This window comes from Cognatiluteimonas weifangensis (assembly GCF_003416885.1).
Lineage (GTDB): Bacteria > Pseudomonadota > Gammaproteobacteria > Xanthomonadales > Xanthomonadaceae > Cognatiluteimonas > Cognatiluteimonas weifangensis.
In genome coordinates this window covers 102350-127660 of the sequence record NZ_QVPD01000002.1, presented here as the reverse complement: position 1 = coordinate 127660, position 25311 = coordinate 102350, and the positions used below count along the sequence as shown (strand labels likewise).

Sequence of the window (25311 nt, the reverse complement as noted above, 5' to 3'; positions counted from 1 at the left end):
TCGATGTCCTTGTCGTTGCGCCGTCCGCTGGCGGCCTGGTGGGCGTGCGCCGCGCTGCTGTGCTTCGCCGTGGGCGGCGTGGCGGGCAGCGGCCCGGCGCGGGCGGCGGTCAGCGAAGCCGACCTGCTGCCGGTGGACCAAGCATTCGCGCTCACCGCCACCGCGCCGGAGCGCGGCCGGATCGTGCTGCACTGGAAGATCGCCCCGGGCTATTACCTGTACCGGCACCGGCTGGCAGTGCAGTCGCTCGACGCGGACTTCCGCACGGCGGCGGCGCAGGTACCGCACGGGGCCCGGCACCACGACGAGTTCTTCGGCGAGGTCGAAACCTTCCGCGGGCAGCTGGCCGTGATCCAGCCCGGCAGCGCCGCGGCCGGCGCCCGGCAGGCGACATTGAAGGTGAAGTACCAGGGTTGCGCCGATGTCGGCGTGTGCTACCCGCCGCAGACGCGGACCCTGACGGTGGCGCTGCCGGCGGCGGCTGCGGGCCCCGGCCCGGCCGGCCTGGGTGCGCTCGGCAGCGCCGGCCGCGGCCGCGGGCTGCTGCCCGGCGGCGCGGCCGCCGGCCCCGGCGAACCGCTGCCGCCGGCGCAGGCTTTCGGTTTCGACGCCATCGTCGGCGATGGCAACACCCTGCTGCTGCGTTTCACCCCGGCGCCGGGCTATTACCTCTACCGCGACCGCAGCAGCTTCCGCGTCGACGGCGCCGCGGGCATCGCGGCCGCGACGCCGCGTTGGCCGCGCGGCACGCAGTACCACGACGAATACTTCGGCGACGTGGTGGTGTACTTCGACCAGGTCGAGGTACCGCTGCCGCTGCGCCGCAGCCGCGCCGACGCCGCCGAGGTGCGGCTGACCGCGACCTTCCAGGGCTGCCAGACCGGCGGCATCTGCTATCCGCCGATGACCCGGACGACGACCCTGGCGCTGCCCGCGGGCACGCTCGGCACGACCGCGGCGGCGGCCCCGGCAACCGTGGCGGCGACGGCCGCCCCGGCCCCGACATCGGCATCGGCATCGGCCGACATCGCGCCGATGCCGGCGTCGGCAGCGGGCGTGGACGCCGCCCTTGCCCCGACGACCGCCCCCCTGCCGGCGCAGGTGCCGCGCACCGCCCCGCCGCCCGAGGCGCTGGCCGCGGCAGGCGCGGCGGGCGCAGCAACGCCCGGCCTGCTGCTGGCGCTGCTGCTGGCCCTGGCCGGCGGCCTGATCCTCAACCTGATGCCCTGCGTGCTGCCGGTGCTGACGCTCAAGGCGCTGTCGCTGGCGACCAGCGGCGGCCGCGCGCGCGCGCATGCGCTGTGGTACACGGCCGGCGTGCTACTGAGCTTCCTGCTGGTCGGCGCGCTGGTGCTGGGCTTGCGCAGCACCGGCCAGGCGCTGGGCTGGGGCTTCCAGCTGCAGCAGCCGTGGGTGGTCGGCGCGCTGGCTTACGTGATGTTCGCCGTCGGTCTGGGCCTGTCGGGACTGATCTCGGTCGGCCACGGACTGGCCGGCGCCGGGCAGGGCCTGGCCGCGCGCGACGGGGCGGTGGGCGACTTCTTCACCGGCGTGCTGGCGGTGGTGGTCGCCAGCCCATGCACCGCGCCGTTCATGGCGGCGGCGCTGGCGTTCGCCTTCACCGCCTCGCCGCTGCTGGCGCTGGCGGTGTTCGCCGCGCTCGGGCTCGGCCTGGCGCTGCCGTTCCTGCTGATCGGCTTCGTCCCGGCGCTGGCGCGGCGACTGCCGCGACCGGGACCGTGGATGGACACCCTGAAGCAGGTGCTGGCCTTCCCGATGTACCTGACCGCGGTCTGGCTGCTGTGGGTGCTGGGCCAGCAGCGCGGGATCGACGCCGTCGGCCTCGCCCTGACCGGCATGGTGCTGCTGGCGCTGGCGGCGTGGTGGCTGGCGCGGCTGCGGCTGCGGCGGGCGCCGCTGCAGCGCACGCTGGCGCTGGCGCTGCTGCTGGCCGCGACCGCGCCGCTGGCGCTGGCCGCGCGCCTGCCGGCGCCGGTGGCGACGACCGCGGGGGCGACCGCTGTCGTGCCGTATTCGGCGCAGCGCCTGGCGCAGCTGCGCAGCGAAGGCCGCGTGGTGTTCGTCGACATGACCGCCGACTGGTGCGTGACCTGCAAGGCCAACGAGAAGACGGTGCTGTCGCGCGCCCGCTTCCGCGAGGCGATGCGCCGCGCCGACGCGGTGTTCATGCAGGGCGACTGGACCAACGTGGACCCGGAGATCACCGCCTTCCTGGAGGCCCACCGGGCCGTGGGCGTGCCGCTGTACGTGGTGTTTCCGCGCGACGGCGGCGCCGGCGAGGTGCTGCCCACCGTGCTGACCTCGCGCCTGGTCGAGGACGCGCTGCGGCGCGCCGCGCAGTGAAGAACCCACGCAGCGGCCCGATCGTACTGGTGGCGCTGGCGGCCGGCGCGCTGGGGGCGCTGGCCAGCCTGCTGACCGCCGGCCCCGGCCCGTTGCTGCGCAGCGAGTTGGGCCAGCGGCTGCTGGGCCGCAGCCTGGCCCTGACCGCGCCGGCGCCGCCGGCCGGCGTGGCCGTCGCCGAGCGCGGCGCCCCCCTGCCGCCCCTGGAGCTGCCGGACCTGGACGGCCGCCGCGTGACCGTGCCCGCAGCCTGGGCCGGGCGGCCGCTGCTGATCAACGTCTGGGCCTCCTGGTGCGGCCCCTGCCTGGAGGAAATGCCGGAGCTGCAGCGCTACGCCGCCAGCCAGGGGGAAACCGGCGTGCAGGTGGTGGGCATCGCCCTGGATGAAGCTGCCAACGTCCGCGATTTCCTCCTTCGGGTCCCGGTCTCCTACCCGCTGCTGCTGGACACCCCCGGCCCCGCCGATGCCGGCGTGCGCCTGGGCAACCCCCGGGGCGTGCTGCCGTACTCGGTGCTGGTCTCCGCCGACGGTCGGCTGCTGAAACAGCGCATCGGCCCGTTCGTGCCGGGCGAACTCGCAACCTGGGCCGCGCCCTGAGCAGCGCCGCGACAACCCGCGCCAAAAATCAAACAATCGCTTAAATCCGCAGCAACATCGGCGAACTGGACAGCATCGGCGTCATCGCGCAGACTGCGCCTCTTTTCCCGTCGCCACCTGGCATGGCCAAGCTGCTGCTCCTGCACGGTCCCAATCTCAACCTGCTCGGCCATCGCGAGCCGGCGATCTATGGTCGCACCACCCTGGCCGAGATCGATGCCGACCTGGCCGCCCGGGCCGACGCCGCCGGGCATGCGCTGGAGAGCCTGCAGTCCAACGCCGAAGCCGTGCTGGTGGATCGAGTGCAGGCCGCCGGGGGCGACGGCACCGCATTCATCCTGCTCAATCCGGCCGCCTTCACCCACACCTCGGTGGCGCTGCGCGATGCGCTGGCCGCGGTGGCGGTGCCGTTCATCGAGGTCCATCTGAGCAACCCGCACGCGCGCGAACCGTTCCGCCGCACCAGCTACTTCAGCGACCTGGCGGTCGGCGTGATCGCCGGCTTCGGCGCCGACAGCTACCGCTACGCGCTGGATGCGGCGCTGGCGCGGCTGCCACGCCCCTGATCCGGACTGCCGTTCCCCGAATTCCAGCTAGAGAGAACCCGACATGGATCTGCGCAAGATCAAGAAGCTGATCGACCTGCTCGAGGAATCCAACCTCGCCGAGATCGAGATCAAGGAGGGCGAGGAATCCGTGCGCCTGGCACGCACGCCGCGCGGCGCCGCCGGCGCCCCGGCCGCGACGCCGATGCCGCAGGCCGCGCCGATGGCCGCGATGCCGATGCAGTCGCCGGTCCAGGCCGCCACCGGCGGCGCGCCCAAGCCGGCGCCGGAGCTGCCCGACGGCGAGATCGTGCGCGCGCCGATGGTCGGCACCTTCTACGCCTCGCCGGCGCCGGACAAGCCGCCGTTCGTGACCGTCGGCCAGGCGGTCAAGGCCGGCGACACCCTCGGCATCATCGAGGCGATGAAGATGTTCAACCCGATCGAGGCCGAGGTCTCGGGCACGGTGCTGAAGGTGCTGACCGAGAGCGGGCAGCCGGTCGAATTCGACCAGCCGCTGTTCGTGATCGGCTGAGCGCCGCCGCTGCGCGCGCTGCCCGGCCTTGCCCCCTTCACACTCCCGAATTTCGAATCCCATGCTCGATAAAGTCGTCATCGCCAACCGCGGCGAGATCGCGCTGCGCATCCTGCGCGCGTGCCACGCGCTGGGCATCCGCACGGTCGCGGTGCACTCCACCGTCGACCGCAACCTCAAGCACGTGGCGATGGCCGACGAGTCGGTGTGCATCGGCCCGGCGCCCTCGGGCCAGAGCTACCTGGACATGGCCTCGATCATCGCCGCGGCCGAGGTCACCGATGCCCAGGCGATCCACCCCGGCTACGGCTTCCTCAGCGAGAACGCCGACTTCGCCGAGCGCGTGGAACAGTCCGGCTTCATCTTCATCGGCCCGCGCCCGGAGACCATCCGCCTGATGGGCGACAAGGTCGAGGCGATCCGGGCGATGAAGGAGGCCGGCGTGCCGTGCGTGCCCGGCAGCGGCGGCCCGCTGGGCGACGACAACGAGGTCAACATGGAGATCGCGCGCGCGATCGGCTATCCGGTGATCGTCAAGGCCGCCGGCGGCGGCGGCGGCCGCGGCATGCGCGTGGTCCGCACCGAAGCCGCGCTCGGCAACGCGGTGGCCACCACCAAGACCGAAGCCAAGGCCGCGTTCGGCAACGACATGGTGTACATGGAGAAGTACCTGGAGGATCCGCGCCACGTCGAGATCCAGGTGCTGGCCGACGGCCAGGGCAACGCCATCCACCTGGGCGAGCGCGACTGCTCGATGCAGCGCCGCCACCAGAAGGTCGTCGAGGAAGCCCCCGCGCCCGGGATCACCCCGGAGCAGCGCGCCCAGATCGGCAAGGTCTGCACCGACGCCTGCCTGCGCATCGGCTACCGCGGCGCCGGCACCTTCGAGTTCCTGTACGAGGCCGGGCGCTTCTACTTCATCGAGATGAACACCCGCATCCAGGTCGAGCACCCGGTCACCGAGCTGGTCACCGGCATCGACCTGGTGCGCGAGCAGCTGGCGATCGCCGCCGGCCGCAAGCTCTCGCTGCGGCAGTCCGACATCGTGCCGCAGGGGCATGCGATCGAATGCCGGATCAACGCCGAGGACCCGGACACCTTCCTGCCCAGCCCGGGCCTGATCCAGCATTTCCACGCCCCCGGCGGCCCCGGGGTGCGCGTGGACAGCCACATCTACGAAGGCTACCGGGTGCCGCCGAACTACGACTCGATGATCGGCAAGCTGATCGTCCACGGCTGCGACCGCGCCACCGCGATCGCGCGCATGCGCGTGGCCTTGAGCGAGATGGTGGTGGACGGGATCAAGACCAACATTCCGCTGCAGCAGCGGATCATGGCCGACGGCGGTTTCCAGCGCGGCGGCCAGAACATCCACTATCTGGAAAAACGGCTGGCCGAGCGCAAGGAGAAATCCATCGGCCTGGCCTGAGCGGGCACGCGCGGAGGCAGGCCGCTGGCCTGTCCCGCGCGATTTTCACGTTTTGCTTTTTCGATCCTGCGCGACAGCGCGCGCTCCCGACACAGGTAAAACGCCATGACCCCGCTCCGCTTCTCCTGCCTTGCCCTGGCCGTCGCCACGCTCGCCCTGCCGGCTGCCAGCCGTTCGGCCGGCACGGCCGTCCCGCAGCTGTACATCGACGTGGCCACCCACGACATGGCCGGAATGCCGGCGATGGGCGGACTGGGACGGATGGCGATGGGCATGTTCGGCGGCAAGGGCCAGGTCGCTTACGGCATGACGCGCATGCCCGGGATGCCGGGCCAGTACCTGGACATCGCCCTGCACACCGGCGCCAATCCCGCGCCGGAAGCCAGCCAGGCGATTCCCGCCGGCCTGCGCCTGGGCAACAGCCTGCCGCTGCTGCCGCCACCGCCCGAAGCCCCGCGCGCCGCGTCCACCGGCAGCATGCCCGCGCTGGCCGACGGCGGCGACCACACCACCCGCATCCTGATCTACTGGGGCTGCGGCACCGAGGTGCGCGCGGGCCAGCCGCGCGAAATCCGCATCAGCATGAAGAACGGCAAGGCCGACATCAGCGGCTCGATGCCGCAGGGCCGCAACGCGCCGCAGCGCGGCATCGATGCCGGCCCCGCGTACGCACTGTGGCCCAACAAGCGCAGCGGCAAGCAGGTGCCCGACGGCGCCTCGCTGGTCGGCGAACACCGGATCAGCGGCCCGGGCGTCCCCGCGTCGATGCAGTTCGAGCTGGAACGCATGCAGGACTTCATGCCGAAGATCGCATTGTCGAGCAGCGGCGGCGGCGCCGCGGCCACCACCTGGAGCTGGAAGCCGGTCGACCGCGCGACCGGCTACTTCCTCAGCGCGATGGGCCAGAAAGACGATGCGCTGGTGATGTGGAGCAGCGCCGAGATGCCCGAGCCCGGCAGCGGGCTGATGGATTACCTGCCCGAAGCCACGGTCGCCAAGTGGATCCGCGAACGCGTGCTGCTGGGCCCGCAGGTCGATCGCTGCGCGATCCCGCGCGGCATCTTCGGCGACGGCGCCGGGATGACGCAGATGATCGCGTACGGCCCGGAACGCAACATCGCCTGGCCGCCGCGGCCGGCCGGCAGCAAGGCCGCGTGGAAACCGGAGTGGAACGTGCGCGTGCGCACCAAGTCGACCGCGTTCGCGCCGATGGGCATGGGCAACGTCGGCAACGACGGGCGTGCCGAGGAAGCCGCGCCCGCCGACGAAGGCAAGCCGGTCAAGAAGCTGCTGCGCGGGTTGCTCGGCCGCTGACCCGCACCGACGCAAGCCCGGCGTCGCGACGCCGGGCTTGCCGTCGCGGCCCGCGGCCGGGACCATGGGCGCCCGTCGCCCCGAGTCGCCCGATGCCTTTCCTCGAACTCACCGTCGCCTGCCGCCAGAGCGAGCAGCCGCGTTACGAGCGCGCGCTGGAGGACGTCGGCGCGCTGGCGGTGACGCTGCTCGACGCCGATGCCGACAGCGGCAACGAACGCGCGATCCTGGAACCGGGCGTCGGGCAGACGCCGCTGTGGGGCGCGATCGCGCTGAGCGCCTTGTTCCCGCACGACGCCGACGCGCTGGCGCTGCTGGCGGCGCTGGAGGCATTCGACCCGGCGCTGGACTGGTCCCGTGCCGGCTTCCGCAGCGTCGCCGACCAGGACTGGGAACGCGCCTGGATGGATCGCTACGAGCCGCTGCAGTTCGGCGCGCGCACCTGGATCGTGCCCTGGAACCGCGCCCTGCCCGAGGCCGCCGACAGCCCCGCCGCGGCGGTGGTGCGGCTGGATCCAGGCCTGGCCTTCGGCTCGGGCACGCATCCGACCACCGCGCTGTGCCTGCGCTGGCTGGACGATCTGGCCGCCGCGGGCCGGCTGCAGGGCGCGGACGTGCTCGATTACGGCTGCGGCAGCGGCATCCTCGCGCTGGCCGCGCTCAAGCTCGGCGCCGCACACGCGGTGGCCGTGGACAACGATCCGCAGGCGCTGCTGGCGACCCACGACAACGCGCAGCGCAACGGCGTCGGCGCGCAGCTCACGGCGTTCCTGCCGGACGACGCGCCGGCCACGACCTATCCGGTGGTTGTCGCCAACATCCTCGCGTCCGCGCTCGACGCCCTGGCCGCCACGCTGGCGGCGCGGGTCGTGCCCGGCGGCCGCCTCGCATTGTCCGGCATCCTCGCCGGGCAGCAGGATGCGCTGCTGGCGCGCTACGGCGCCTGGTTCGACGCGCTCGCCGTCGCCCAGGACGGCGACTGGGTGCGCATCGACGGCATCCGCAACGACCGCCCCGTCCACGGCTGACGCGCGCCACGGCGGATGGACGCCGCCACGCCAGTCCGTACACTCGCCCCATGTTCGTGCTCTGCCCGCACTGCCAGTTCCTGGTGACGCTGGACCCGGTCAGCGGGCAACTGCCCGCGCGCTGCCCGCGTTGCGAGCAGGCCTTGTTGTCGGCCGCCGCCGGGAGCGACAGCCCGGGGGTGGCGCGCCCACCCCGGCCCGCCGAGGCCGGCGCCGACGCGACGGCCAGTCGCCGGCCGAGCGTCGCGGCCGCGCGCAAATCCGGTGCGGCCAATGGCACTGCGGATGCGGGCCGCGAATCGTCGACGCCCGCGCAACACCCCCCCGCTCCCGCCGGCGCCGGCGCCGACCCGGCAGCGCTCCGCCGGCCGCCCGCTGCGGCAACGCGAAAGTCCCGGACCACCGACACAGGCGTCGCCGCGGAGGCGGACCGCAGGCCCGTTACGACCACGCGGAAACAGCGCGGCAGCGAACCGGGCATCGCCGCGGCAGGAGCGTCGGCACCGCCTTCCCCCGCTCGCGTGCCCGCACCCGAAGGCATCCCGGTGGCCGCCCCGGGAGATGCGGCCGCGACGACGACATCCGTCGACCTCGACAGCAACACGGGCCACGGCAACCACGATGCCGCATCCGCTGCAACGACCGCATCCGCCGCAGCGACTGTACCCGCTGCCACTGCCGCCCTTGGCGCGACTGCCGTACCCGCCCCAGCCGCCGCGACGGCTGCGACCGCCGCAACCGCCGTGACCGTTGCGAGCCACCGCGACATCGGCGCGTCCGCAGCCGCCGCCGAAGCCTCCGATGCGGCCTCAGCCGCGATGGACGCGCCCGCCACCTCGGTACCCGCGGCCCCGTCGCCCGCCGCCGATGCCGTCGCTGCGGTCGTTGACGCTCCCGCTGTCGATGCCAATGACGTCGATGCTCCACCCGTAGCCGATACCGTCGATGCGGTCGTCGACACTCCCAGCGTCGATGCCGATGTCGTCGATGCGGCCGATGCCGATGCCGTCGGCGCCGTGGTGGCCGCGACGCCACCCGCATCGACATCGACCGCAACGCCGGCGCTGCCCCGCATGCGGCGCGCGCGCGCCCACCGCCCCGCGCCGAGCTTCGCCCGCGTCCCGGTCGCCGGCACGGCGCGTCCCCCGCACCGGCACTGGCGCCAGCCGGCGGCGATCGCGGCGTTGCTGCTGGTGTTGCTGCTGCAACTGCTGCTCGCCGACCGCGCACGACTCGCCGCCGATGCGCGCTGGCGGCCGCTGGTGGCGACGCTGTGCGGCGCGCTGCACTGCAGCGTGCCGGCCTGGCGCGAGCCGGCGGCTTTCACCCTGCTGCACCGCGACGTGCGTCCGCATCCCACGCGCCCCGGCGTGCTGCAGGTCAGCGCCACCTTCCGCAACGATGCGCGCTGGCCGCAGCCGTGGCCGGCGCTGCTGCTGACCCTGGCGGACGTCGACGGCCGCAACGCCGGCGCGCGCGCCTTCCTGCCGCGCGAGTATCTGGACGCGGCGCCGCCGACGCCGCTGCTCGCCCGCGGCCAGAGCGCGACCGTGGCAATGGACATCCTGGAACCGGCGCCGCGGATCGTCGCATTCACCTTCGACTTCCGCTGAGTTCACATCCCATCGCGATGGCAGCCGCGACAGCGGCGCGCTAGACTCGACTCCCCGCCGGCACAGGACCGCCGGCGCAGGACGCTTGGGGGATCCGCTTGAACGCCGTCGACCGCACCGATTCCATGGGCGCGCCCGCCCGTACCGGCACGCGCGCGCCGCTGCGCGAACACGTCGCCAATTCGGTGCGCCGCTACCTGCGCGACCTCGACGGCTGCGACGCCAACGACCTCTACGAGATCGCGCTGCGCGAACTGGAAATCCCGCTGTTCGCCGAGGTACTGAACCACTGCGACGGCAACCAGAGCCGCGCCGCCTCGATGCTCGGCATCCATCGCGCGACCCTGCGCCGCAAGCTCAAGGATTACGGCCTGGCGTAAGCCGGTGTATCCGGTCCGGCCGGACCCGCTGCCGGCGTGGCAGCCGCACGAGCGCCGTGCATGCGCGCTGGCTGCAGCAGCCGCTGGCCGCTCCTGCGCGCACGACGTCGGTCGCCGCGGGCCGGCGCCGGCGGCCCCGCTATAATTCGCGTCTCCTCCGCTGCGTCCTCCCGCATGTCTCCCGATCCCCTGTCGGCTCCGGCCGTGAAGATCCGCCGCGCGCTGCTGTCCGTCTCCGACAAGACCGGCCTGGTCGACCTGGCCCGGGCGCTGGCGGCCCGCGGCGTCGAACTGCTGTCCACCGGCGGCACCGCACAGGCGCTGCGCGCCGCCGGGCTGGCGGTGACCGACGTCAGCGCAGCCACCGGTTTTCCCGAGATGATGGACGGCCGGGTCAAGACCCTGCATCCGGTGGTGCACGGCGGCCTGCTCGGCCGCGCCGGGATCGACGATGCGGTGATGGCGCAGCACGGCATCGCCCCGATCGACCTGCTGGTGCTCAACCTCTATCCGTTCGAGCGGGTGTCCGCCGATCCGGCCAGCACGCTGGAACAGGTGGTGGAAAACATCGACATCGGCGGCCCGGCGATGCTGCGCTCGGCGGCCAAGAACTTCGCCCGGGTCGCGGTGGCGACCGACCCGGCGCAGTATCCGGGCCTGCTCGCCGAACTCGACGCCGGCGACGGCGCGCTGTCGGCGCGCACCCGCTTCGCCCTGGCGGTGGCCGCCTTCAACCGCATCGCCCAGTACGGCGCCTGCATCAGCGACTACCTGTCCTCGCTGGTGGACCCCGACGCCGACGCAGCGTGCGGGCTGGCGCCCCGGCCGAGCGGCGACCGCGCGCTGTTCCCGGCGCAGCAGAACAGCAACTTCGTCAAGGTGATGGACCTGCGCTACGGCGAGAATCCGCACCAGCACGGCGCGTTCTACCGCGACCTGCATCCGGTGCCGGGCACTCTGGCCACCTTCCGCCAGCTGCAGGGCAAGGAACTGTCCTACAACAACCTCGCCGACGCCGATGCGGCCTGGGAATGCGTGCGCCAGTTCCGGCGCCCGGCCTGCGTGATCGTCAAGCATGCCAACCCCTGCGGCGTGGCCGAGGGCATGGCCTGCGCCGACACCTACGAGACCGCCTACGCCACCGACCCGACTTCGGCCTTCGGCGGCATCATCGCCTTCAACAGCACGCTCGACGCGGCCACCGCGAAAACCATCCTCGACCGCCAGTTCGTCGAGGTGCTGATCGCGCCGGACTACGACGACGACGCGCTGGCCTACGCGAAGAAGAAAGCCAACGTGCGCGTGCTGCGGATCCCGCACGGCGAGGGCCGCAACAACTTCGACGTCAAGCGCGTGGGCTCGGGCCTGCTGATGCAGACCAGCGACGTGCGCGAGGTCGCGCGCGCGGAGCTGAAGGTGGTGACCCGGCTGGCGCCCAGCGGCAAGCAGCTCGACGACCTGCTGTTCGCCTGGCGCGTGGCCAAGTACGTCAAGTCCAACGCCATCGTCTACGCGCGCGACCTGCAGACCGTCGGCATCGGCGCCGGGCAGATGAGCCGGGTGGTGTCGGCGAAGATCGCGGCGCTGAAAGCCGGAGAAGCCGGACTCGCGGTGCCGGGGGCGGTGATGGCCTCGGACGCGTTCTTCCCGTTCCGCGACGGCATCGACGCCGCCGCCGCCGCCGGCATCGCCGCCGTGATCCAGCCCGGCGGCTCGCTGCGCGACGCCGAGGTGATCGCCGCCGCCGACGAGCACGGCCTGGCCATGGTGTTCACCGGCGTGCGCCATTTCCGCCACTGACCCGCCCCGCCGCCGCGACCGCCGCGGCGCGCTGACCTGCCGCCCGCGGCGACGCCGTTTGCCCCATGGCGCAAGGAGCACATCATGAAAATCCTGGTCATCGGTTCCGGCGGCCGCGAACACGCGCTGGCGTGGAAGCTGGCGCAATCCCCGCGCGTCGGCGAGGTGCTGGTCGCGCCCGGCAACGCCGGCACCGCCGCCGAGGACAAGTGCCGCAACGTCGACGTCGCCGCCGGCGACACCGACGCGCTGCTGGCGCTGGCCGCGCGCGAGGACGTGGCGCTCACCGTGGTGGGTCCGGAAGGCCCGCTGGCGGCCGGCGTGGTCGACGCCTTCCGCGCCGCCGGCCGGCGTATCTTCGGCCCGACCGCGGCGGCCGCGCGGCTGGAGAGCAGCAAGGCCTTCGCCAAGGATTTCCTCGCCCGCCACCGCATCCCGACCGCGCACTACGCGGTGCACACCGACCTCGACGCCGCCCTCGCCCACGTGCGCGCGCAGGGCGCGCCGATCGTGATCAAGGCCGACGGCCTGGCCGCGGGCAAGGGCGTGGTGGTGGCGACGACGCTGGCCGAGGCCGAAACCGCGGTGCGCGACATGCTCGCCGGCAACGCGTTCGGCAGCGCCGGCGCGCGGGTGGTGATCGAGGAGTTCCTCGACGGCGAGGAAGCCAGCTTCATCTGCATGGTCGACGGCCGCCACGCGCTGCCGCTGGCCACCAGCCAGGACCACAAGCGGGTCGGCGACGGCGACACCGGCCCCAACACCGGCGGCATGGGCGCGTACTCGCCGGCGCCGGTGGTGACGCCCGAAGTGCATGCGCGGATCCTGCGCGAGATCGTGGAGCCGACCGTGCGCGGCATGGCCGCCGACGGCGCGCCGTTCACCGGCTTCCTCTACGCCGGGCTGATGATCGACGCGGCCGGCGCGCCGAAGGTGATCGAGTTCAACGTGCGCTGCGGCGATCCGGAAACGCAGCCGATCATGCTGCGGCTGCAGTCGGACCTGCCGGCGCTGGTCGAGGCCGCGCTCGACGGCCGTCTGGACCAGGTCCAGGCGCAGTGGGACCCGCGCCCGGCGCTGGGCGTGGTGATGGCCGCGGCGCATTACCCGGGCACGCCGCGGCTGGGCGACGTGATCAGCGAATGGGACGTGCCCGAAGTGGACGGCACCAAGGTCTTCCACGCCGGCACCCGGGTGGAGGGCGAACACGTGGTCACCGCCGGTGGCCGCGTGCTGTGCGTGTGCGCGCTCGGCGACAGCGTGGCCGAGGCGCAACGCAAGGCCTACGCCGAGGTCGCCGGCATCTCCTGGCACGGCGAGTTCCACCGCCACGACATCGGCTGGCGCGCGATCGAGCGGGAAACCGCGGTCCCGGCCTGACCGCACGGGGCCCGACCGCGCCGGGGAGGTTGCGCCGGGCCGCTACGCACCTGCCCGATACGCATCCGGCGGGCACGCCCGGCCCGGCACACGCTGCCCTCACATGCTCCTGGCCTGACCGGTCCGCGGTCGCGACGCAGCGGGCGCGTCCCGCATCGACGTGGCGCTGCCGCCCACTGCGGCCCACGTGCTCGCCCGGCTACACTCGCGCAAACCGCGCGGGGGACGCATGGCGTACGAGGACCAGGGGCACAGTCAGTTCGCGCTGCTGCGGCAGCGGCGTTTCCTGCCGTTCTTCGTGACCCAGTGCCTGGGCGCGTTCAACGACAACGTGTTCCGGCAGGCGATCATCGGCCTGCTGTTCTGGATGCAGGCCACGCCTACGCAGCGCACGCTGTACGCGGCGCTGGCGCCGGCGATCTTCATCCTGCCGTATTTCCTGTTTTCCGCCACCGCCGGACAGATCGCCGAAAAGCTGGAGAAATCGCGGCTGATCCGCATCACCACGACGATGGAAATCGCGATCATGTCGCTGGCGGCGCTGGCGTTCGCGCTGCAGGCGCTGCCGTTGCTGCTGCTGGCGCTGTTCCTGACCGGCGTGCAGTCCACGCTGTTCGGGCCGGTGAAGTATTCGATCCTGCCGGCGGTGCTGCGTCCGGAGGAGCTGACCGGCGGCAATGGGCTGGTGGAGATGGGCACCTCGGTGTCGATCCTGGCCGGGATGATCGCCGGCGGCATGATCTTCGAGCTGGCCGGCGCGCACGGCACCCTCGCCGCGGGCGCGGCGCTGGTGGCGCTGGCGGTGGCCGGCAACCTCGCCAGCCGGATGATCCCGCCGGCGGGCGCGGGCGCGCCGCAGCTGCGCATCCGCTGGAACCCGCTGCCGGAAACCGTCGCCGTGCTGCGCCTGGCGCGGCGGCAGCTGGCGGTGCGCAACGCGGTGCTCGGGGTGTCGTGGTTCTGGTTCGTGGGCACGGTGTTCGCGACCCAGTTGCCGGACTACGCGCCGCTGGTGCTGGGCGGCTCCAATACGCTGTACGTGTTCGCGCTGGCGCTGTTCTCCATCGGCACCGGCGTGGGCTCGATGCTGTGCGAGAAGCTGTCGCTGCGCACGGTGGAGATCGGGCTGGTGCCGCTGGGCGCACTGGGCATGAGCGCGTTCCTGCTGGATCTGTATTTCGCGCAGCCGGGCGCGGCGACCGTCAGCGGCCTGGACGTGGCCGGCTTCCTGCGCCAGCCCGGCAGCGGGCGAATCGTGCTGGACCTGACCGGGATCGGCTTGTTCGCCGGGTTCTTCGTGGTGCCGCTGTTCGCGCTGATCCAGAGCCGCACGCCGGCGGGCGAGCTGTCGCGGGTGATCGGCGCGCTCAATATCCAGAACGCCGGCTTCGTGGTCGCCGCCTCGCTGCTGTGCCTGACGTTGCGCACTTGGGCCGGCTGGAGCATCCCGCAGCTGTTCCTGGCGCTGGCGGTGGCCAACACCCTGGTGGCGCTGTGGATCTTCAGCATCGTGCCCGAGTTCGCGATGCGGTTCCTGAGCTGGGTGCTGGTGCGCGCGCTGTACCGGCTGCGCGTGCGCGGGGTCGAGCAGCACGTGCCCGACAAGGGCCCGGCGCTGCTGGTGTGCAACCACGTCAGCTACATGGACGCGCTGCTGCTGGCGGCCAGCATCCCGCGGCCGGTGCGCTTCGTGATGTATTACCGGATCTTCAACATCCCGGTGATGTCGTGGATCTTCCGCACCGCCGGAGCGATCCCGATCGCCGGCGCGCGCGAGGATCCGGCGCTGCTGCAGCGCGCCCTGGATGCGGTCGACGCGGCGCTGGCGGCGGGCGAACTGGTCTGCATCTTTCCCGAGGGCGCGCTGACGCGCGACGGCGAGATCGCGACGTTCAAGTCCGGGGTCGAGCGCATCCTGCAGCGGCGTCCGGTGCCGGTGGTGCCGATGGCGCTGCGCGGAATGTGGGCCAGCATGTGGAGCCGGCGCGGCGCGGCGCCCGGCAGCGGGCGCCTGGGCCGGATGCGGGTGCCGCGGCGCTTCCGCGCGCGGGTCCAGGTGGTCGCGGATGCGCCGCTGGACGCCGCGACCGCCACCGCGCAAACGCTGGAAGCGCAGGTGCGCGTCTTGCGCGGCGACGCGGCCTGAGCCTGCGGTCGCGCGGCGCGCTGCTGGATCTTCTGCCCGCCGCCGTGCATGCCGGCCGCGCCGCCCGCGATCGCGGGACGCGTCCGCGAACGCACCGCCGCCACACAAAACACCCGCGGCCGACGCCGCGCCTGCCAATGCCGCCCCCGCCGTGCATCCGGTTTCATCGGTCCGTGGAGTAACCGCCCGCGGGAGCCCCCGCGGCATGCCGCGCAAGCGGCGTCAGCTCACCCAGCCGGCGAGCACGAACAGCGCCAGCACCGCCAGCCACAGCAGCAGGATGCGCCAGGCCAGGCTCATCGCGTCGCGCAGTTCCGGCAGCTCGCCCAGCTGCTGCACCAGCGCGGTTGCGCCGGCAACGCCGTCCTCGACGTAGTCCTGCGCCTCGTCGGCGAGGTCGGACTTGACGCTGGCGCGCGCGGCCGCGGCCAGAAAACCGGCATCGAGCCGGAACATGGCGCCGCCATGGTCTTTCCAGGCGCCGATCACGGTGTCGAAATCGCCCACCAGCGCCATCGACAGCGTCATCAGCTGCGCCACCGGCCAATCCAGCAGGGCATGCAGCCGACGCGCGCCGGCGGCGGTGTCGGCCGGCAGCGGCGACGCCAGCGGACCCTCGGCCGCGAGCGCGGACAGGCGGTACAGCAGGGCGCCGAACGGGCCCAGCAGCAGGAACCAGAACAGCACCCCGAACCAGCGCCGCTGCGCGCTGCCGAGCACCGCGGCGACCAGCGCCGGCGGCTCCAGCGACACCTGCGCCGGGTCCGGCCACAACGCCGCGGCGGCCGCGCGCCGCGCGTCCGGATCGCGCGCCTGCATGATCGCCTCGACATCCACGTCCAGGTCGCGCGGGCCCCAGCTGTAGAACAGCACCGCGACCGCGAACACCAGCCCGGCCAGGCCCAGCAGCGGCGCGTCGATCGCCAGCTGGAATAGGCCGACCGCCAGCAGCGGCGGCGCCAGCGCCAGGGCGATGCCGTAGCGGCCGCGCCAGAAGCCGCCTTCCGGGAAGCGCCCGTCGAGCCAGCGCAGCCAGCGGCCGTACCAGTCGTAGTCGCGCACCGCCGCCGCCAGCGCCGGCGCGGCGTGGCCGAGCGCCAGGGCAAGGACGACCGCGATAAGGGTGATCGACATGGCCCGAGTTTACCCGCTGCCACGGGGCTGTCGCGCAAGGCCGGGACGGCGCCTGCCGTCGGCCGGAGCGAATGCCGCGGGCACACCCGGCACACGGTGTCCGCAGCCATCCGCACGGCCACCGGCCCGCCACCGGGCGGCATCGCGGGTGCGCCCCGCCGCGCCCCCGATCGCCGGCGCGCCGGGCGCAATCGAAACCGTCGCGCGTGCGCGTCGGTCGCCGCTACGGGAGCTGCTGCAGCCAGCGCTCGATCAGCCAGCGCGCGATCGAGATCGGCGAGGACAGCACGATGCCCTCGTCGGTCGTGTCGGCGGCCTGCCAGTCGCGCGCCAGGCCGGCACGGACGCTGGCGGCGTCGAACCAGCGTGCATCTTCCAGCTCCGCGCCCACCACCGGCACGTCGGCGTCGGCCTGCGCCAGGAAGCCGAGCATCAGCGCGCCGGGAAACGGCCACGGCTGCGAGGCCAGGTAGCGGCAGCTGCGCACGCGCACGCCGGTTTCCTCCAGCACCTCGCGGGCGACGGTCTGCTCCAGCGATTCGCCCGGTTCCACGAACCCGGCGATCACCGACCAGCGCCGCGGCGGCCAGTCGCGCTGCCGGCCCAGCAGCAGCCGCGTGCCGTCGCTGACCGCGGCGATGATCGCCTGGTCGGTGCGCGGGTAGTGCTCGCTGCCGCAGCGGCGGCAGTGGCCGAGCCAGCCGGCGCGGATGAAGTCGAGCTCGCCGCCGCAGGCGCTGCAGTAGCGATGGCGCGCATGCCAGTGCGCCAGCGCGCGCGCCTGCGCGAACACGGTGGCGTCGAAGGCCGGCCACTGCGCCGCGGCGCTGCGCAGGTCCAGGCGCTGCGGCGCGGCGGCGACCACCGCCGGCGCGGCCGTGGCTGCGCGCTGCGCGAACCAGCCGGTGCCCGCGCGCAGGCCGAGGAAGATCGCGCTGCCGGGGCCGCCGCCGAGCGCCGCGCCGGTCGGCGCGTACAGCGCCTGCGCCGCATCCGCCAGCGCGCGGCCGTCGTCCTCCAGCAGCAGCACGCGCGCCTGCGGCCACAGCGCGGCGAGCGCGTCGGGGTCGTCGCGCAACGCGTCGGCGCGGTCCAGTGCGCCCTCGACGAAGGCGAACGGCGGCGATACGGCGGGCTCGACAGGGTGGTCGCTGGACACGGTCATCGCGCGGCGCGCCCGGGCGTGGGTCGCGTCAGGCGCTGAAACTGCTGCCGCAGCCGCAGGTGCTCTTGGCGTTCGGGTTGCGGATCACGAACTGCGCGCCGTGCAGGCTCTCGGTGTAGTCGACCGCGGCACCCATCAGGTACTGCAGGCTGAGCGGATCCACCAGCAGCACGACCTCGTCGGTGGCGATGGCGAGGTCGTCCTCGCCCTGCTGCTCGTCGAACTCGAAGCCGTACTGGAACCCGGAGCAGCCGCCGCCCCGGATGTACACCCGCAGCTTGAGCGCGGGATTGCCCTCCTCGGCGATCAACTCGCGGACCTTGGCCGCGGCGGCGGAGGTGAACTCGAGCGGGCGCTGCAGCGACTGGTAGTCGGGCGCGGCGGACAGGGGGGCGGCCGGGGTTTCCATGCGCTCAGGATGGGGCGTGGCGGGCCGCGATTCAACCGCGCGGAGCCGAATCGGTTCGCGACGGCCCGCCGCGCGTCGCCGCGTGCGGCGCGCCCCGCGGGCGCGGGCCTGGCGCCCCGACGGGCCCGCGGCCGCTAGGGCGTGCCGGCAGCCGGCCGGGCGGCCGCCTCGGCCCAGGTGAAGGACTGTTCCACCGCACTGCCGCGCGCCGGCACCAGCCGCACGATGATGCGGATCGGCTGCAGGCCCGCCGGCAGCAGGATGTCGCCTTCCAGCTGCTGGAAATACTTGAACGAGTACGCCAGCCCCGGCGCGTCGGGCTGCTGCCGCAGCTGCGCCCAGGTCAGCTTCTGCAAGCGGCCGTCGCGGCTGCCTTCCAGCGCCAGCGTCAGCCGGCCGCTGTTGACCGCGCCGCGGTTGAGGTTCTGGGTCAGGGTCGCGGTGAAGTGCCAGGCCGGCCCGTCCTGCGCCTGCAGCTGCAACTGGTGCACGCTGAGGCCGCGGCGCTGGGCGGTGCTGCCGACGAAGCGTTCGTAGAAGGCGACGTCGGCGCGCAGGCCGGCGATCTCCTCGTCGCGCTCGGCCAGCGTGCCCTGCAGGTCGCGGTTGGCCTCGCGGCTGATCTGGTCGGAGCGGGTCAGGGTGGCCACGCGCTGTTCGAGCTGCGCCAGCCGTGCCTGCTGCGCCCGCAACTGCGCGCGCGCATCGTCGGGCAGCGGCGCGAAGGTCTTCCACAGGCCCCAGCCGCCGAACGCCAGCGCCAGCAGGAACAGCGCGACCAGCGCATACGCCAGACCGTGGCCGTGCGCCGCGGCGGCGGGCGCCGCGGGATCGGGCGGCGCCGGCGCAGCGGGTGGCGGGGTGGCGTTCACCGGTCCGGTATAGCCAGCCGCTTTGGCCGGCGTCAAGCGGGCCCGCCGTATAGACTGCGGCAGCAGCGGCCCCAGCCGCGACGGCCGGAGTTGGCGATGTCCGAAGCCCACCTGTTCGCGATCGGCGTGCTGCTGGCCTGGCTGGCCGGTATCCGCGTCTATCTGACGGTGTTCGGTCTTGGCATCGCCGGCTCCCTGGGCTGGCTCGACTTGCCGCAGGCGTTGCAGGCGGCGCAGTCGCCGTGGGTCATGGGCGTCTCCGGCGCGCTGGCGCTGACGGAGTTCTTCGCCGACAAGATCCCGGGCGTGGATTCGGGCTGGGACCTGCTGCATACCCTGCTGCGGGTCCCGGTCGGCGCGTTCCTCGCCGCCGCGACGATCTCGCCGGACGGCCAGCTCGGCGCGGGCATGCTCGCCACCGGCGCCGGCGTGGCCCTGACCAGCCATCTGCTGAAATCGGGTTCGCGCGCCCTGCTCAACACCTCGCCGGAACCGGTCAGCAACTGGACCGCTTCCATCGGCGAGGACGCCGTCGCGATCGGCGCCCTGGCGCTGGCCTTCGCCCACCCCTGGTGGGCGCTGGCGCTGGCGGTCACAGCCAGCGCGTTGCTGGCGCTGGGCGTGTGGTGGCTGTGGCGCCGGGTGTTGCGCGGGATGCGGGCGTTGTCGCGGTAACCAGCCGCTCGCCTCCGAGTCGTGGCCGGATTGCAACGTGCAATCCGTCTCTAGGCGGTGTCGGGGGCGCACGCAGCATGATGGCGGCTCCAGCAAGGGGTGCCATGACTGCAACACCATCCACACGCCGCAAGGCTGCCGCCGCCAACGACGCCGGCAGCGACGCGCCCGAGCGCGCGGAATACCCGCCAGCGCACTACTGGCGCCGCTGGAGCAACGATGCCCCGGCCGCGAGCGCGCCGCAGGCAGCAGCGTCCGACACCGTTGCCGCGCCCGACGCAGCCGGCGACGCGGCGCCGGGCGACGATCCCGGCGACGCGCCCTACCGGGTACTGGTGGTCGAGGACGACCCCGCCCAGGCGCTGTTCGCCGAAAGCGTGCTCGGCGGCGCCGGCATCCAGGTGCAGACCGCGGCGCTGCCGCAGGCGGTGATGCCGGCGATGGAACAGTTCGGCCCGGACCTGGTGCTGATGGACCTGCACATGCCGGGCATGAGCGGCACCGAGCTGACCCGGCAGATCCGCGCGCACCCGGCTTTCGCGCACACGCCGATCGTGTTCCTGACCGGCGATCCGGACCCGGAGCGCCAGTTCGAGGTGCTGGAGAACGGCGCCGACGACTTCCTCAGCAAGCCGATCCGCCCGCGCCACCTGATCGCCGCGGTGCAGAGCCGGGTCAAGCGCGCGCGGGCGCTGCGCCGCCAGCGCTTCGGCGACGCCACCCGGCACCCGCACACCGGCCTCTACAACCGTCCCTACGTGCTGCAACGCATCGCCGCGGCGCTGACCTCCGGCAACGGCGCGGGCGCGTTGTTCGTCGAGATCCAGAACGCCGCCGCGCTGCACGACCGTTACGGCTACGCCGGCTTCGAGCAGCTGATGCACGATGCCGGCCGCCGCATCGGCGAGCTCGCCGGCGCCTGCCCGAGCGCGCGGCTCAACGACAACGCCTTCCTGGTGTTCGCCCCCGACGGCGCGCCGGCGCCGGAAACGCTCGCGCGCACCCTGCGCGACGGCATCAACCATCCGCCGTTCGAGATGGACGGCATGCCGCAGCGGCTGCGCACGGCGATCGGCTACAGCACGCTGCAACACGGCTTCGCCGACGCCGGCGCGGTGCTGGACGCGGTCGAACAGGCCGCGCGCGCGGCACGCGCCGAGCCGATCGGGCTGGCCGCCTATGTGCCGCCGGCGCGCACGGACGCCAGCGCCGACCTGGTCGAAGCGATGCGCGCGGGGCTGCACGGCGGCGCGTTCGAGCTGCTGTTCCAGCCCGTGGTCGCGGTCGCCGGCGGCGAGGAGGCGCAGTTCCAGGCGCTGCTGCGCATGCGCCAGGCCGACGGCCGCGTACACAGCGCCGGCGTACTGGTGCCCGCGGCCGAAGCGGCCGGGCTGATGCCCGACATCGACCGCTGGGTGCTGCAACAGGCCATCGACCTGTTGCATCGGCGCCGCGAGGAGCGGCACCCGGTACGGCTGTTCGTGTCGCAATCGCCGCACACGCTGGCGCGCGACCTGCATGCGGCCTGGCTGCTGGAAATGATCTCCAGCCACGCCATCGACGGCCCGTCATTGGTGATCGACCTGCGCCTGGACGACGCGCTGGTGCATTCGATCACCCTGCGCCAGTTCTGCGACCAGCTGATGCCGGCCGGGGTGCAGTTCTGCCTCAGCCAGTACGCGCACGGCGCGGACGCCGAGGCGCTGCTGTCGCAGTTGCCGCTGGGTTACATGCGGCTGGCGCCGCGCTACTCGCACGCGCACGCCGACCCGCAGCTGCGCGACGAACTGCGCACCGCGATCGACCGCGCGCACCGCCTCGGGCTGCAGGTGATCGGGCCGCAGGTGGAGGATCCGCAAGGCGCGGCGACGCTGTGGATGAGCGGGATCGACCTCATCCAGGGCAACCTGGTGCAACAGGCCGCGGGCGAGCTCGACTTCGACTTCCAGAATTCGGTGCTGTGATGGCCGCCGCGTACCCGCCGTCGCCCGCCAGCCGCTGGCTTGCGCTGGGCGCGGCCGCGGGCGCGGCGCTGGCGCTGGCGCTGGAACGCTTCGGCTTGTCCGGCCCGTGGACCAGCGTGGCGCTGCTGCTGGCGCTGCTGGCGCTGTTCGCGCTCAGCGCCTACCTGCATGCGGCGCACCTGCGCGACGGCGAGTGGCAGCGCGCCGACGAGCGCGCGCGCCGCGGCGAGGCCGCGATCATCGAGTTGCAGCGCGAGATCGACCGCCACACCCAGCTCGAGCAGCAGCTGCTGCAGGCCAAGCAGACGGCCGAGTCGGCGGTGCTGGCCAAGGGCGAGTTCCTGGCCACGATGAGCCACGAGATCCGCACCCCGCTCAACGGCGTGGTGCCGATGCTCGACCTGCTGCTGCACGCCGCGTCGCTGGCACCGGACCACCGCGAGCTGGTACGCACCGCCTATGCCTCCTCGCAGCAGTTGCTGCGGATCGTCGACGACATCCTCGACTACTCCAAGCTCGAGGCCGACCGGCTGGAGCTGGAAACCACCACCTTCAACCTGCGCGAGCTGCTGGAGACGGTGATCCAGCTGATGGAGCGCCCGGCCGAAGCCAAGGGCCTGCGCCTGCACCTGCACATCGACCCGGCGGTGCGCCTGCCGGTACGCGGCGACCCGGTGCGCCTGCGCCAGGTGCTGGGCAACCTGATCAGCAATGCGGTCAAGTTCACCGAGCGCGGCTCGGTCAGCGTCAGCGTTGCGCGCATCGGCGAGAGCACCGCGCAGCACCAGCTGCGCTTCGAGGTCCGCGACACCGGCATCGGCATCGCGCCCGAGGCGCAGGCGCGGCTGTTCCAGGCCTTCAGCCAGGCCGACGCCTCGACCACGCGCCTGTACGGCGGCACCGGCCTGGGGCTGGCGATCTGCCGCCGCATCGTCGACCTGATGGGCGGGCGCATCGGCGTGCAGTCCGAACCCGGGCGCGGCGCGACGTTCCGTTTCGACATCCCGCTGCTGAAGGTGCAGGGCGACATGCCCGCGCGCGAGCTCGATTTCGCCGGCGGCCGGCTGCTGCTGCTCAGCGCCGACGCGCGTCTGCGCCTGCGCCTGTCGATGCTGCTGCCCAACTGGGGCCTGCGCGTGACCGCGGTCGAAACCACGCAGGAAGCGCTCGACCGGTTGCGCGCCGCCGCCGCCCAGGGCGAACCCTGGGCCTACGGCATCGTCCTGGCCGACCTGGCCGGCATGCGCAACACCGCGCTGGCCTTGCACCGCAACCTGGAGCGCCACGCCATCTATGGCGACGTGCGCCTGGTGTGCCTGCAGGGCGAGGATCCGCTGTCCGAGGAATTGCTCCGCAGCGCCACCGTGCTGGCGCGCAATGCCCCCGATGCCGATTTGCGTGCCGCGCTGACCCCCAAGCCGGCAAGCGCCGAGGACCGGCCCGGCCGGCAGCCGGGCGCGGGCGCCAGTGCCCCGGCGCAACCGGGTTCGGCGGCCAGCGCCCGGGTGCTGCTGGTCGAGGACAACCCGGTCAACCTGATGGTCGGCCAGCGCCTGCTCAACGTGCTCGGCGTGGATTGCGACACCGCCCACAACGGCGAGGCCGCGCTGCTGCGCATGCAGGCTTCGCGCTACGACCTGGTGCTGATGGACTGCCAGATGCCGGTGATGGACGGCTACACCGCCACCCGCCGCTGGCGCGACGGCGAGCACGCCGCGCAGGACGGCCACCATCTGCCGATCATCGCCATGACCGCCAACGCCATGGCCGGCGACCGCCAGAAATGCATCGACGCCGGCATGGACGACTACCTCGCCAAGCCGGTCACCCGCGCCGAACTGGAACGCTGCCTGCACCGCTGGTGGCGACCGCGGCCGCCGGCGGATGCCGCTGCACCGCCTGTCGCCACGCGACCGCCCGCTGCCGCACCGGCCGCGGCCGTGCCTGCCGCCGCTGCGATTCCCCGGGCCACGGCCGCTGCGGCGCCCGCAATCGCCCCGTCCGCTCCACCGCCCGTGCCGCTCAAGCCGCCCGCAGCACCGGTCGCGACCGCCGCCAGCGGCGACAGCGCGGCGGCCATCGACCAGGAGATCCTGGACGAGTTGCGCGCGGTGCTGGGCAACGAGGTCGAGCGGCTGATCACGGTCTTCCTCGAAGCCACCCCGCCGCTGATCGCCCGGCTCGAGGCCGCGGCGCTGGCGCCGGACTACGCCGCGTTGCGCGAGGCCGCGCACACGCTGAAATCCTCCAGCGCCAACCTGGGGGCGATGGCGCTGTCGACCGCCGCCAGGCGGGTCGAGCTGGGCGCGCGTACGCAGACGCTGGATCGCCCCGCGGTCGCGGTGGCGCTGGTCGCGCGCGAGTTCGCCCGCGCCAGCCAGGCGCTGCGCGCCGCGCTGCCGGCCTGACCCGGCTGACCCCGGCTGCGGGGGCGACCGGCGGGCCGCGCCCGGACGCCGGGCGCGCTCGGCTCAGCTTTCGAGCTTGGTCTGCAGGTAGTTCTGCTCGCCCAGCCGCGCGATCAGGTCCAGCTGGGTCTCGATCCAGTCGATGTGCTCTTCCTCGGAGGCGAGGATGGCGGCGAACAGGTCGCGGCTGACGTAGTCGCCGGCCTGTTCGCAATAGGCGATCGCCTCCTTCAGCGTCGGCAGCCCGTCCAGTTCCAGCGCCAGGTCGGCCTTGAGCAGTTCCAGCGGGGTCTCGCCGATGCGCAGCTTGCCCAGGTTCTGGAAGTTGGGCAGGCCCTCGAGGAACAGGATGCGCTCGGCCAGCCGGTCGGCGTGCTTCATCTCGTCGATCGACTCGTGGTACTCGTGCTCGGCGAGTTCCTTCAGGCCCCAGTTCTTCAGCATCCGCGAATGCAGGAAATACTGGTTGATCGCGATCAGCTCGTTGTAGAGCGCCTTGTTGAGGTGCTCGATGACTTTCCGGTCGCCCTGCATGTCCGTCTCCACGTTGCCCGATGCCGGGGATGCTAGCCCCGAAACGGAGTCGAAGGCGGAACGGGAATCGAGTGCATCCGCAGCGCCGTGCACCCGCGTGCGGCTGCGCTCAGGCGGCGTGCGAGAGCACCGGCAACGGCAGCATGCCGCCGCCATGGACCTCGTCGAGCAGCTGCTGCGCCGTCGGCAGGCAGCTGCCGCAGGTGGCGCCGCAACCGGTGCGCATGGTCAGTTCCGCCAGGGTGCGACAACCGGCCGCGGCGACCTCGCGGATCTCGCGTTCGGTGACACCATTGCAGAGGCAGACGTACACGGGAGGGCTCGCGCGGTTTCGGCGGGCGGATTCTCGCTGCAAATGCGAATGATTGTCAATCCCGAAGCCTGCCGGCCCCCGCCTGCCAGCGCTCGCGGGAACGTTGCGGCCGCGACGGCCCGCTTTCCGCGGCCATCTGCGGGATCGCCTGCGGCCCGGCGATCTGCCGCGCGAACGGCGCCAGGTGCCGCAGCGCGCTGGCATAGACCCCCCGCTTGAACGTCACCACGTGCTGCAGCGGGTACCAGAAATCCACCCAGCGCCAGTGGTCGAACTCGGGCTTGTCGCTCGCATCCAGGCGCAGGTCCGAGTCGACCCCGCCGAACTGCAGCAGGAACCAGACCTGCTTCTGGCCGATGCAGACCACGCGGTCGTTGCGGCGGATCGCCCGCTGCGGCAAGCGGTAGCGCAACCAGCCCGGGGTCACTCCGAGCACGGCGACGTGTTCGGGCAGCAGCCCGGTCTCCTCGCGCAGCTCGCGGTACATCGCCTCCAGCGGCGTCTCGTCGGTGTTCATCCCGCCCTGCGGGAATTGCCAACCGTCGCGGCGCACGCGCCGGGCCCAGAACACCCGGCCGTCCGGGTGCATCAACACCATGCCGACGTTGGGTCGGTAGCCGTCCGGATCGATCACGATGCGGACTCCAGAATGCACTGCGTCCGACTCTGCCATGCGCGCGCCGGCACCACAAGCGCAAGGGGCG

At 73.0% G+C, this 25311-nt stretch carries 22 protein-coding genes; 15 read left to right on the top strand and 7 right to left on the bottom strand.

The window, feature by feature from the left end; genetic code table 11:
* The first annotated feature begins 3 nt into the window (after positions 1-3).
* From D0Y53_RS02300 to D0Y53_RS02245, 12 genes are all read left to right on the top strand, one after another.
* A complete protein-coding gene (locus D0Y53_RS02300; RefSeq protein ID WP_117201587.1) occupies positions 4-2364 on the top strand; it encodes a protein-disulfide reductase DsbD family protein in 2361 nt (786 codons plus the stop codon).
* Positions 2361-2963 (top strand): TlpA disulfide reductase family protein, encoded by a 603-nt coding sequence (locus tag D0Y53_RS02295; protein ID WP_233511608.1) that lies wholly within the window; start codon positions 2361-2363, stop codon positions 2961-2963. Before D0Y53_RS02300 ends, D0Y53_RS02295 begins: the two co-directional genes overlap by 4 nt.
* A 122-nt stretch (positions 2964-3085) precedes the next feature.
* Positions 3086-3529 (top strand): type II 3-dehydroquinate dehydratase, encoded by a 444-nt coding sequence (gene aroQ / locus D0Y53_RS02290; protein WP_117201586.1) that lies wholly within the window; start codon positions 3086-3088, stop codon positions 3527-3529.
* A 43-nt stretch (positions 3530-3572) separates the two neighbouring features.
* Positions 3573-4043, top strand: coding sequence for an acetyl-CoA carboxylase biotin carboxyl carrier protein (gene accB / locus D0Y53_RS02285; RefSeq protein ID WP_117201585.1), 471 nt, complete (start codon positions 3573-3575; stop codon positions 4041-4043).
* Positions 4044-4104: 61 nt separating this feature from the next.
* Positions 4105-5472, top strand: a complete 1368-nt coding sequence (accC, locus tag D0Y53_RS02280) for an acetyl-CoA carboxylase biotin carboxylase subunit (RefSeq protein WP_117201584.1) — start codon at positions 4105-4107, stop codon at positions 5470-5472.
* A gap of 105 nt (positions 5473-5577) precedes the next feature.
* Positions 5578-6786 carry a hypothetical protein gene (locus D0Y53_RS02275; protein WP_117201583.1) on the top strand — a complete coding sequence of 403 codons (1209 nt, stop codon included), beginning with the start codon at positions 5578-5580 and terminating at the stop codon, positions 6784-6786.
* 92 nt (positions 6787-6878) lie between these two features.
* Entirely contained in the window at positions 6879-7814 is a 936-nt protein-coding gene (gene prmA / locus D0Y53_RS02270; RefSeq protein WP_117201582.1) for a 50S ribosomal protein L11 methyltransferase, read from the top strand.
* A gap of 743 nt (positions 7815-8557) precedes the next feature.
* Positions 8558-9427, top strand: coding sequence for a DUF3426 domain-containing protein (locus D0Y53_RS02265; protein WP_147318982.1), 870 nt, complete (start codon positions 8558-8560; stop codon positions 9425-9427).
* A 125-nt stretch (positions 9428-9552) separates the two neighbouring features.
* Positions 9553-9807 carry a DNA-binding transcriptional regulator Fis gene (gene fis / locus D0Y53_RS02260; RefSeq protein WP_386724851.1) on the top strand — a complete coding sequence of 85 codons (255 nt, stop codon included), beginning with the start codon at positions 9553-9555 and terminating at the stop codon, positions 9805-9807.
* A gap of 174 nt (positions 9808-9981) precedes the next feature.
* A complete protein-coding gene (purH, locus tag D0Y53_RS02255; protein WP_386724843.1) occupies positions 9982-11607 on the top strand; it encodes a bifunctional phosphoribosylaminoimidazolecarboxamide formyltransferase/IMP cyclohydrolase in 1626 nt (541 codons plus the stop codon).
* A gap of 84 nt (positions 11608-11691) precedes the next feature.
* A complete protein-coding gene (gene purD, locus D0Y53_RS02250; RefSeq protein WP_117201579.1) occupies positions 11692-12987 on the top strand; it encodes a phosphoribosylamine--glycine ligase in 1296 nt (431 codons plus the stop codon).
* A 229-nt stretch (positions 12988-13216) separates the two neighbouring features.
* A complete protein-coding gene (locus D0Y53_RS02245) occupies positions 13217-15133 on the top strand; it encodes an MFS transporter (protein WP_117201578.1) in 1917 nt (638 codons plus the stop codon).
* Between the two features lie 222 nt (positions 15134-15355).
* Here the strand turns inward: D0Y53_RS02245 and D0Y53_RS02240 are convergent, their stop codons facing one another.
* The 4 genes from D0Y53_RS02240 to D0Y53_RS02225 all read right to left on the bottom strand — a co-directional run bounded on the left by D0Y53_RS02240 (position 15356) and on the right by D0Y53_RS02225 (position 18713).
* Entirely contained in the window at positions 15356-16267 is a 912-nt protein-coding gene (locus D0Y53_RS02240) for a hypothetical protein (RefSeq protein ID WP_117201577.1), read from the bottom strand.
* Between the two features lie 223 nt (positions 16268-16490).
* A complete protein-coding gene (gene nudC / locus D0Y53_RS02235; protein ID WP_117201576.1) occupies positions 16491-17432 on the bottom strand; it encodes an NAD(+) diphosphatase in 942 nt (313 codons plus the stop codon).
* 28 nt (positions 17433-17460) lie between these two features.
* Positions 17461-17841, bottom strand: coding sequence for an iron-sulfur cluster insertion protein ErpA (erpA, locus tag D0Y53_RS02230; protein ID WP_117201575.1), 381 nt, complete (start codon positions 17839-17841; stop codon positions 17461-17463).
* 134 nt (positions 17842-17975) lie between these two features.
* On the bottom strand, positions 17976-18713 hold the full coding sequence (locus D0Y53_RS02225; RefSeq protein ID WP_233511607.1) for a DUF6776 family protein: 738 nt from the start codon (positions 18711-18713) through the stop codon (positions 17976-17978).
* Positions 18714-18809: 96 nt separating this feature from the next.
* On the opposite strand from D0Y53_RS02225, the gene D0Y53_RS02220 reads away from it, so the two are divergent.
* The 3 genes from D0Y53_RS02220 (at position 18810) to D0Y53_RS02210 (ending at position 23760) form a co-directional block, all read left to right on the top strand.
* A complete protein-coding gene (locus D0Y53_RS02220) occupies positions 18810-19388 on the top strand; it encodes a DUF4126 domain-containing protein (protein WP_117201574.1) in 579 nt (192 codons plus the stop codon).
* Positions 19389-19492: 104 nt separating this feature from the next.
* Positions 19493-21352: an EAL domain-containing protein gene (locus tag D0Y53_RS02215; protein WP_117201573.1), complete on the top strand. Its 1860-nt coding sequence runs from the start codon at positions 19493-19495 to the stop codon at positions 21350-21352.
* Positions 21352-23760: a hybrid sensor histidine kinase/response regulator gene (locus tag D0Y53_RS02210; RefSeq protein WP_117201572.1), complete on the top strand. Its 2409-nt coding sequence runs from the start codon at positions 21352-21354 to the stop codon at positions 23758-23760. Before D0Y53_RS02215 ends, D0Y53_RS02210 begins: the two co-directional genes overlap by 1 nt.
* A gap of 63 nt (positions 23761-23823) precedes the next feature.
* Here the strand turns inward: D0Y53_RS02210 and bfr are convergent, their stop codons facing one another.
* The 3 genes from bfr to D0Y53_RS02195 form a co-directional block, all read right to left on the bottom strand.
* On the bottom strand, positions 23824-24294 hold the full coding sequence (gene bfr / locus D0Y53_RS02205) for a bacterioferritin (protein WP_117201571.1): 471 nt from the start codon (positions 24292-24294) through the stop codon (positions 23824-23826).
* 109 nt (positions 24295-24403) lie between these two features.
* Entirely contained in the window at positions 24404-24607 is a 204-nt protein-coding gene (locus tag D0Y53_RS02200; RefSeq protein ID WP_117201570.1) for a (2Fe-2S)-binding protein, read from the bottom strand.
* A 55-nt stretch (positions 24608-24662) separates the two neighbouring features.
* Positions 24663-25241: an RNA pyrophosphohydrolase gene (locus tag D0Y53_RS02195; RefSeq protein WP_117201569.1), complete on the bottom strand. Its 579-nt coding sequence runs from the start codon at positions 25239-25241 to the stop codon at positions 24663-24665.
* Between the last annotated feature and the right edge of the window lie 70 nt (positions 25242-25311).

What these genes read in the sequence shown, in the direction of transcription:
- D0Y53_RS02300 (WP_117201587.1), top strand. Translation starts at nt 4, where the DNA reads ATGTCCTTGTCGTTGCGCCGTCCGCTGGCGGCCTGGTGGGCGTGCGCC.
- aroQ (WP_117201586.1), top strand. Translation starts at nt 3,086, where the DNA reads ATGGCCAAGCTGCTGCTCCTGCACGGTCCCAATCTCAACCTGCTCGGC.
- accB (WP_117201585.1), top strand. Translation starts at nt 3,573, where the DNA reads ATGGATCTGCGCAAGATCAAGAAGCTGATCGACCTGCTCGAGGAATCC.
- accC (WP_117201584.1), top strand. Translation starts at nt 4,105, where the DNA reads ATGCTCGATAAAGTCGTCATCGCCAACCGCGGCGAGATCGCGCTGCGC.
- D0Y53_RS02275 (WP_117201583.1), top strand. Translation starts at nt 5,578, where the DNA reads ATGACCCCGCTCCGCTTCTCCTGCCTTGCCCTGGCCGTCGCCACGCTC.
- prmA (WP_117201582.1), top strand. Translation starts at nt 6,879, where the DNA reads ATGCCTTTCCTCGAACTCACCGTCGCCTGCCGCCAGAGCGAGCAGCCG.
- fis (WP_386724851.1), top strand. Translation starts at nt 9,553, where the DNA reads ATGGGCGCGCCCGCCCGTACCGGCACGCGCGCGCCGCTGCGCGAACAC.
- purH (WP_386724843.1), top strand. Translation starts at nt 9,982, where the DNA reads ATGTCTCCCGATCCCCTGTCGGCTCCGGCCGTGAAGATCCGCCGCGCG.
- purD (WP_117201579.1), top strand. Translation starts at nt 11,692, where the DNA reads ATGAAAATCCTGGTCATCGGTTCCGGCGGCCGCGAACACGCGCTGGCG.
- D0Y53_RS02245 (WP_117201578.1), top strand. Translation starts at nt 13,217, where the DNA reads ATGGCGTACGAGGACCAGGGGCACAGTCAGTTCGCGCTGCTGCGGCAG.
- D0Y53_RS02240 (WP_117201577.1), bottom strand. Translation starts at nt 16,267, where the DNA reads ATGTCGATCACCCTTATCGCGGTCGTCCTTGCCCTGGCGCTCGGCCAC.
- nudC (WP_117201576.1), bottom strand. Translation starts at nt 17,432, where the DNA reads ATGACCGTGTCCAGCGACCACCCTGTCGAGCCCGCCGTATCGCCGCCG.
- erpA (WP_117201575.1), bottom strand. Translation starts at nt 17,841, where the DNA reads ATGGAAACCCCGGCCGCCCCCCTGTCCGCCGCGCCCGACTACCAGTCG.
- D0Y53_RS02220 (WP_117201574.1), top strand. Translation starts at nt 18,810, where the DNA reads ATGTCCGAAGCCCACCTGTTCGCGATCGGCGTGCTGCTGGCCTGGCTG.
- D0Y53_RS02215 (WP_117201573.1), top strand. Translation starts at nt 19,493, where the DNA reads ATGACTGCAACACCATCCACACGCCGCAAGGCTGCCGCCGCCAACGAC.
- D0Y53_RS02210 (WP_117201572.1), top strand. Translation starts at nt 21,352, where the DNA reads ATGGCCGCCGCGTACCCGCCGTCGCCCGCCAGCCGCTGGCTTGCGCTG.
- bfr (WP_117201571.1), bottom strand. Translation starts at nt 24,294, where the DNA reads ATGCAGGGCGACCGGAAAGTCATCGAGCACCTCAACAAGGCGCTCTAC.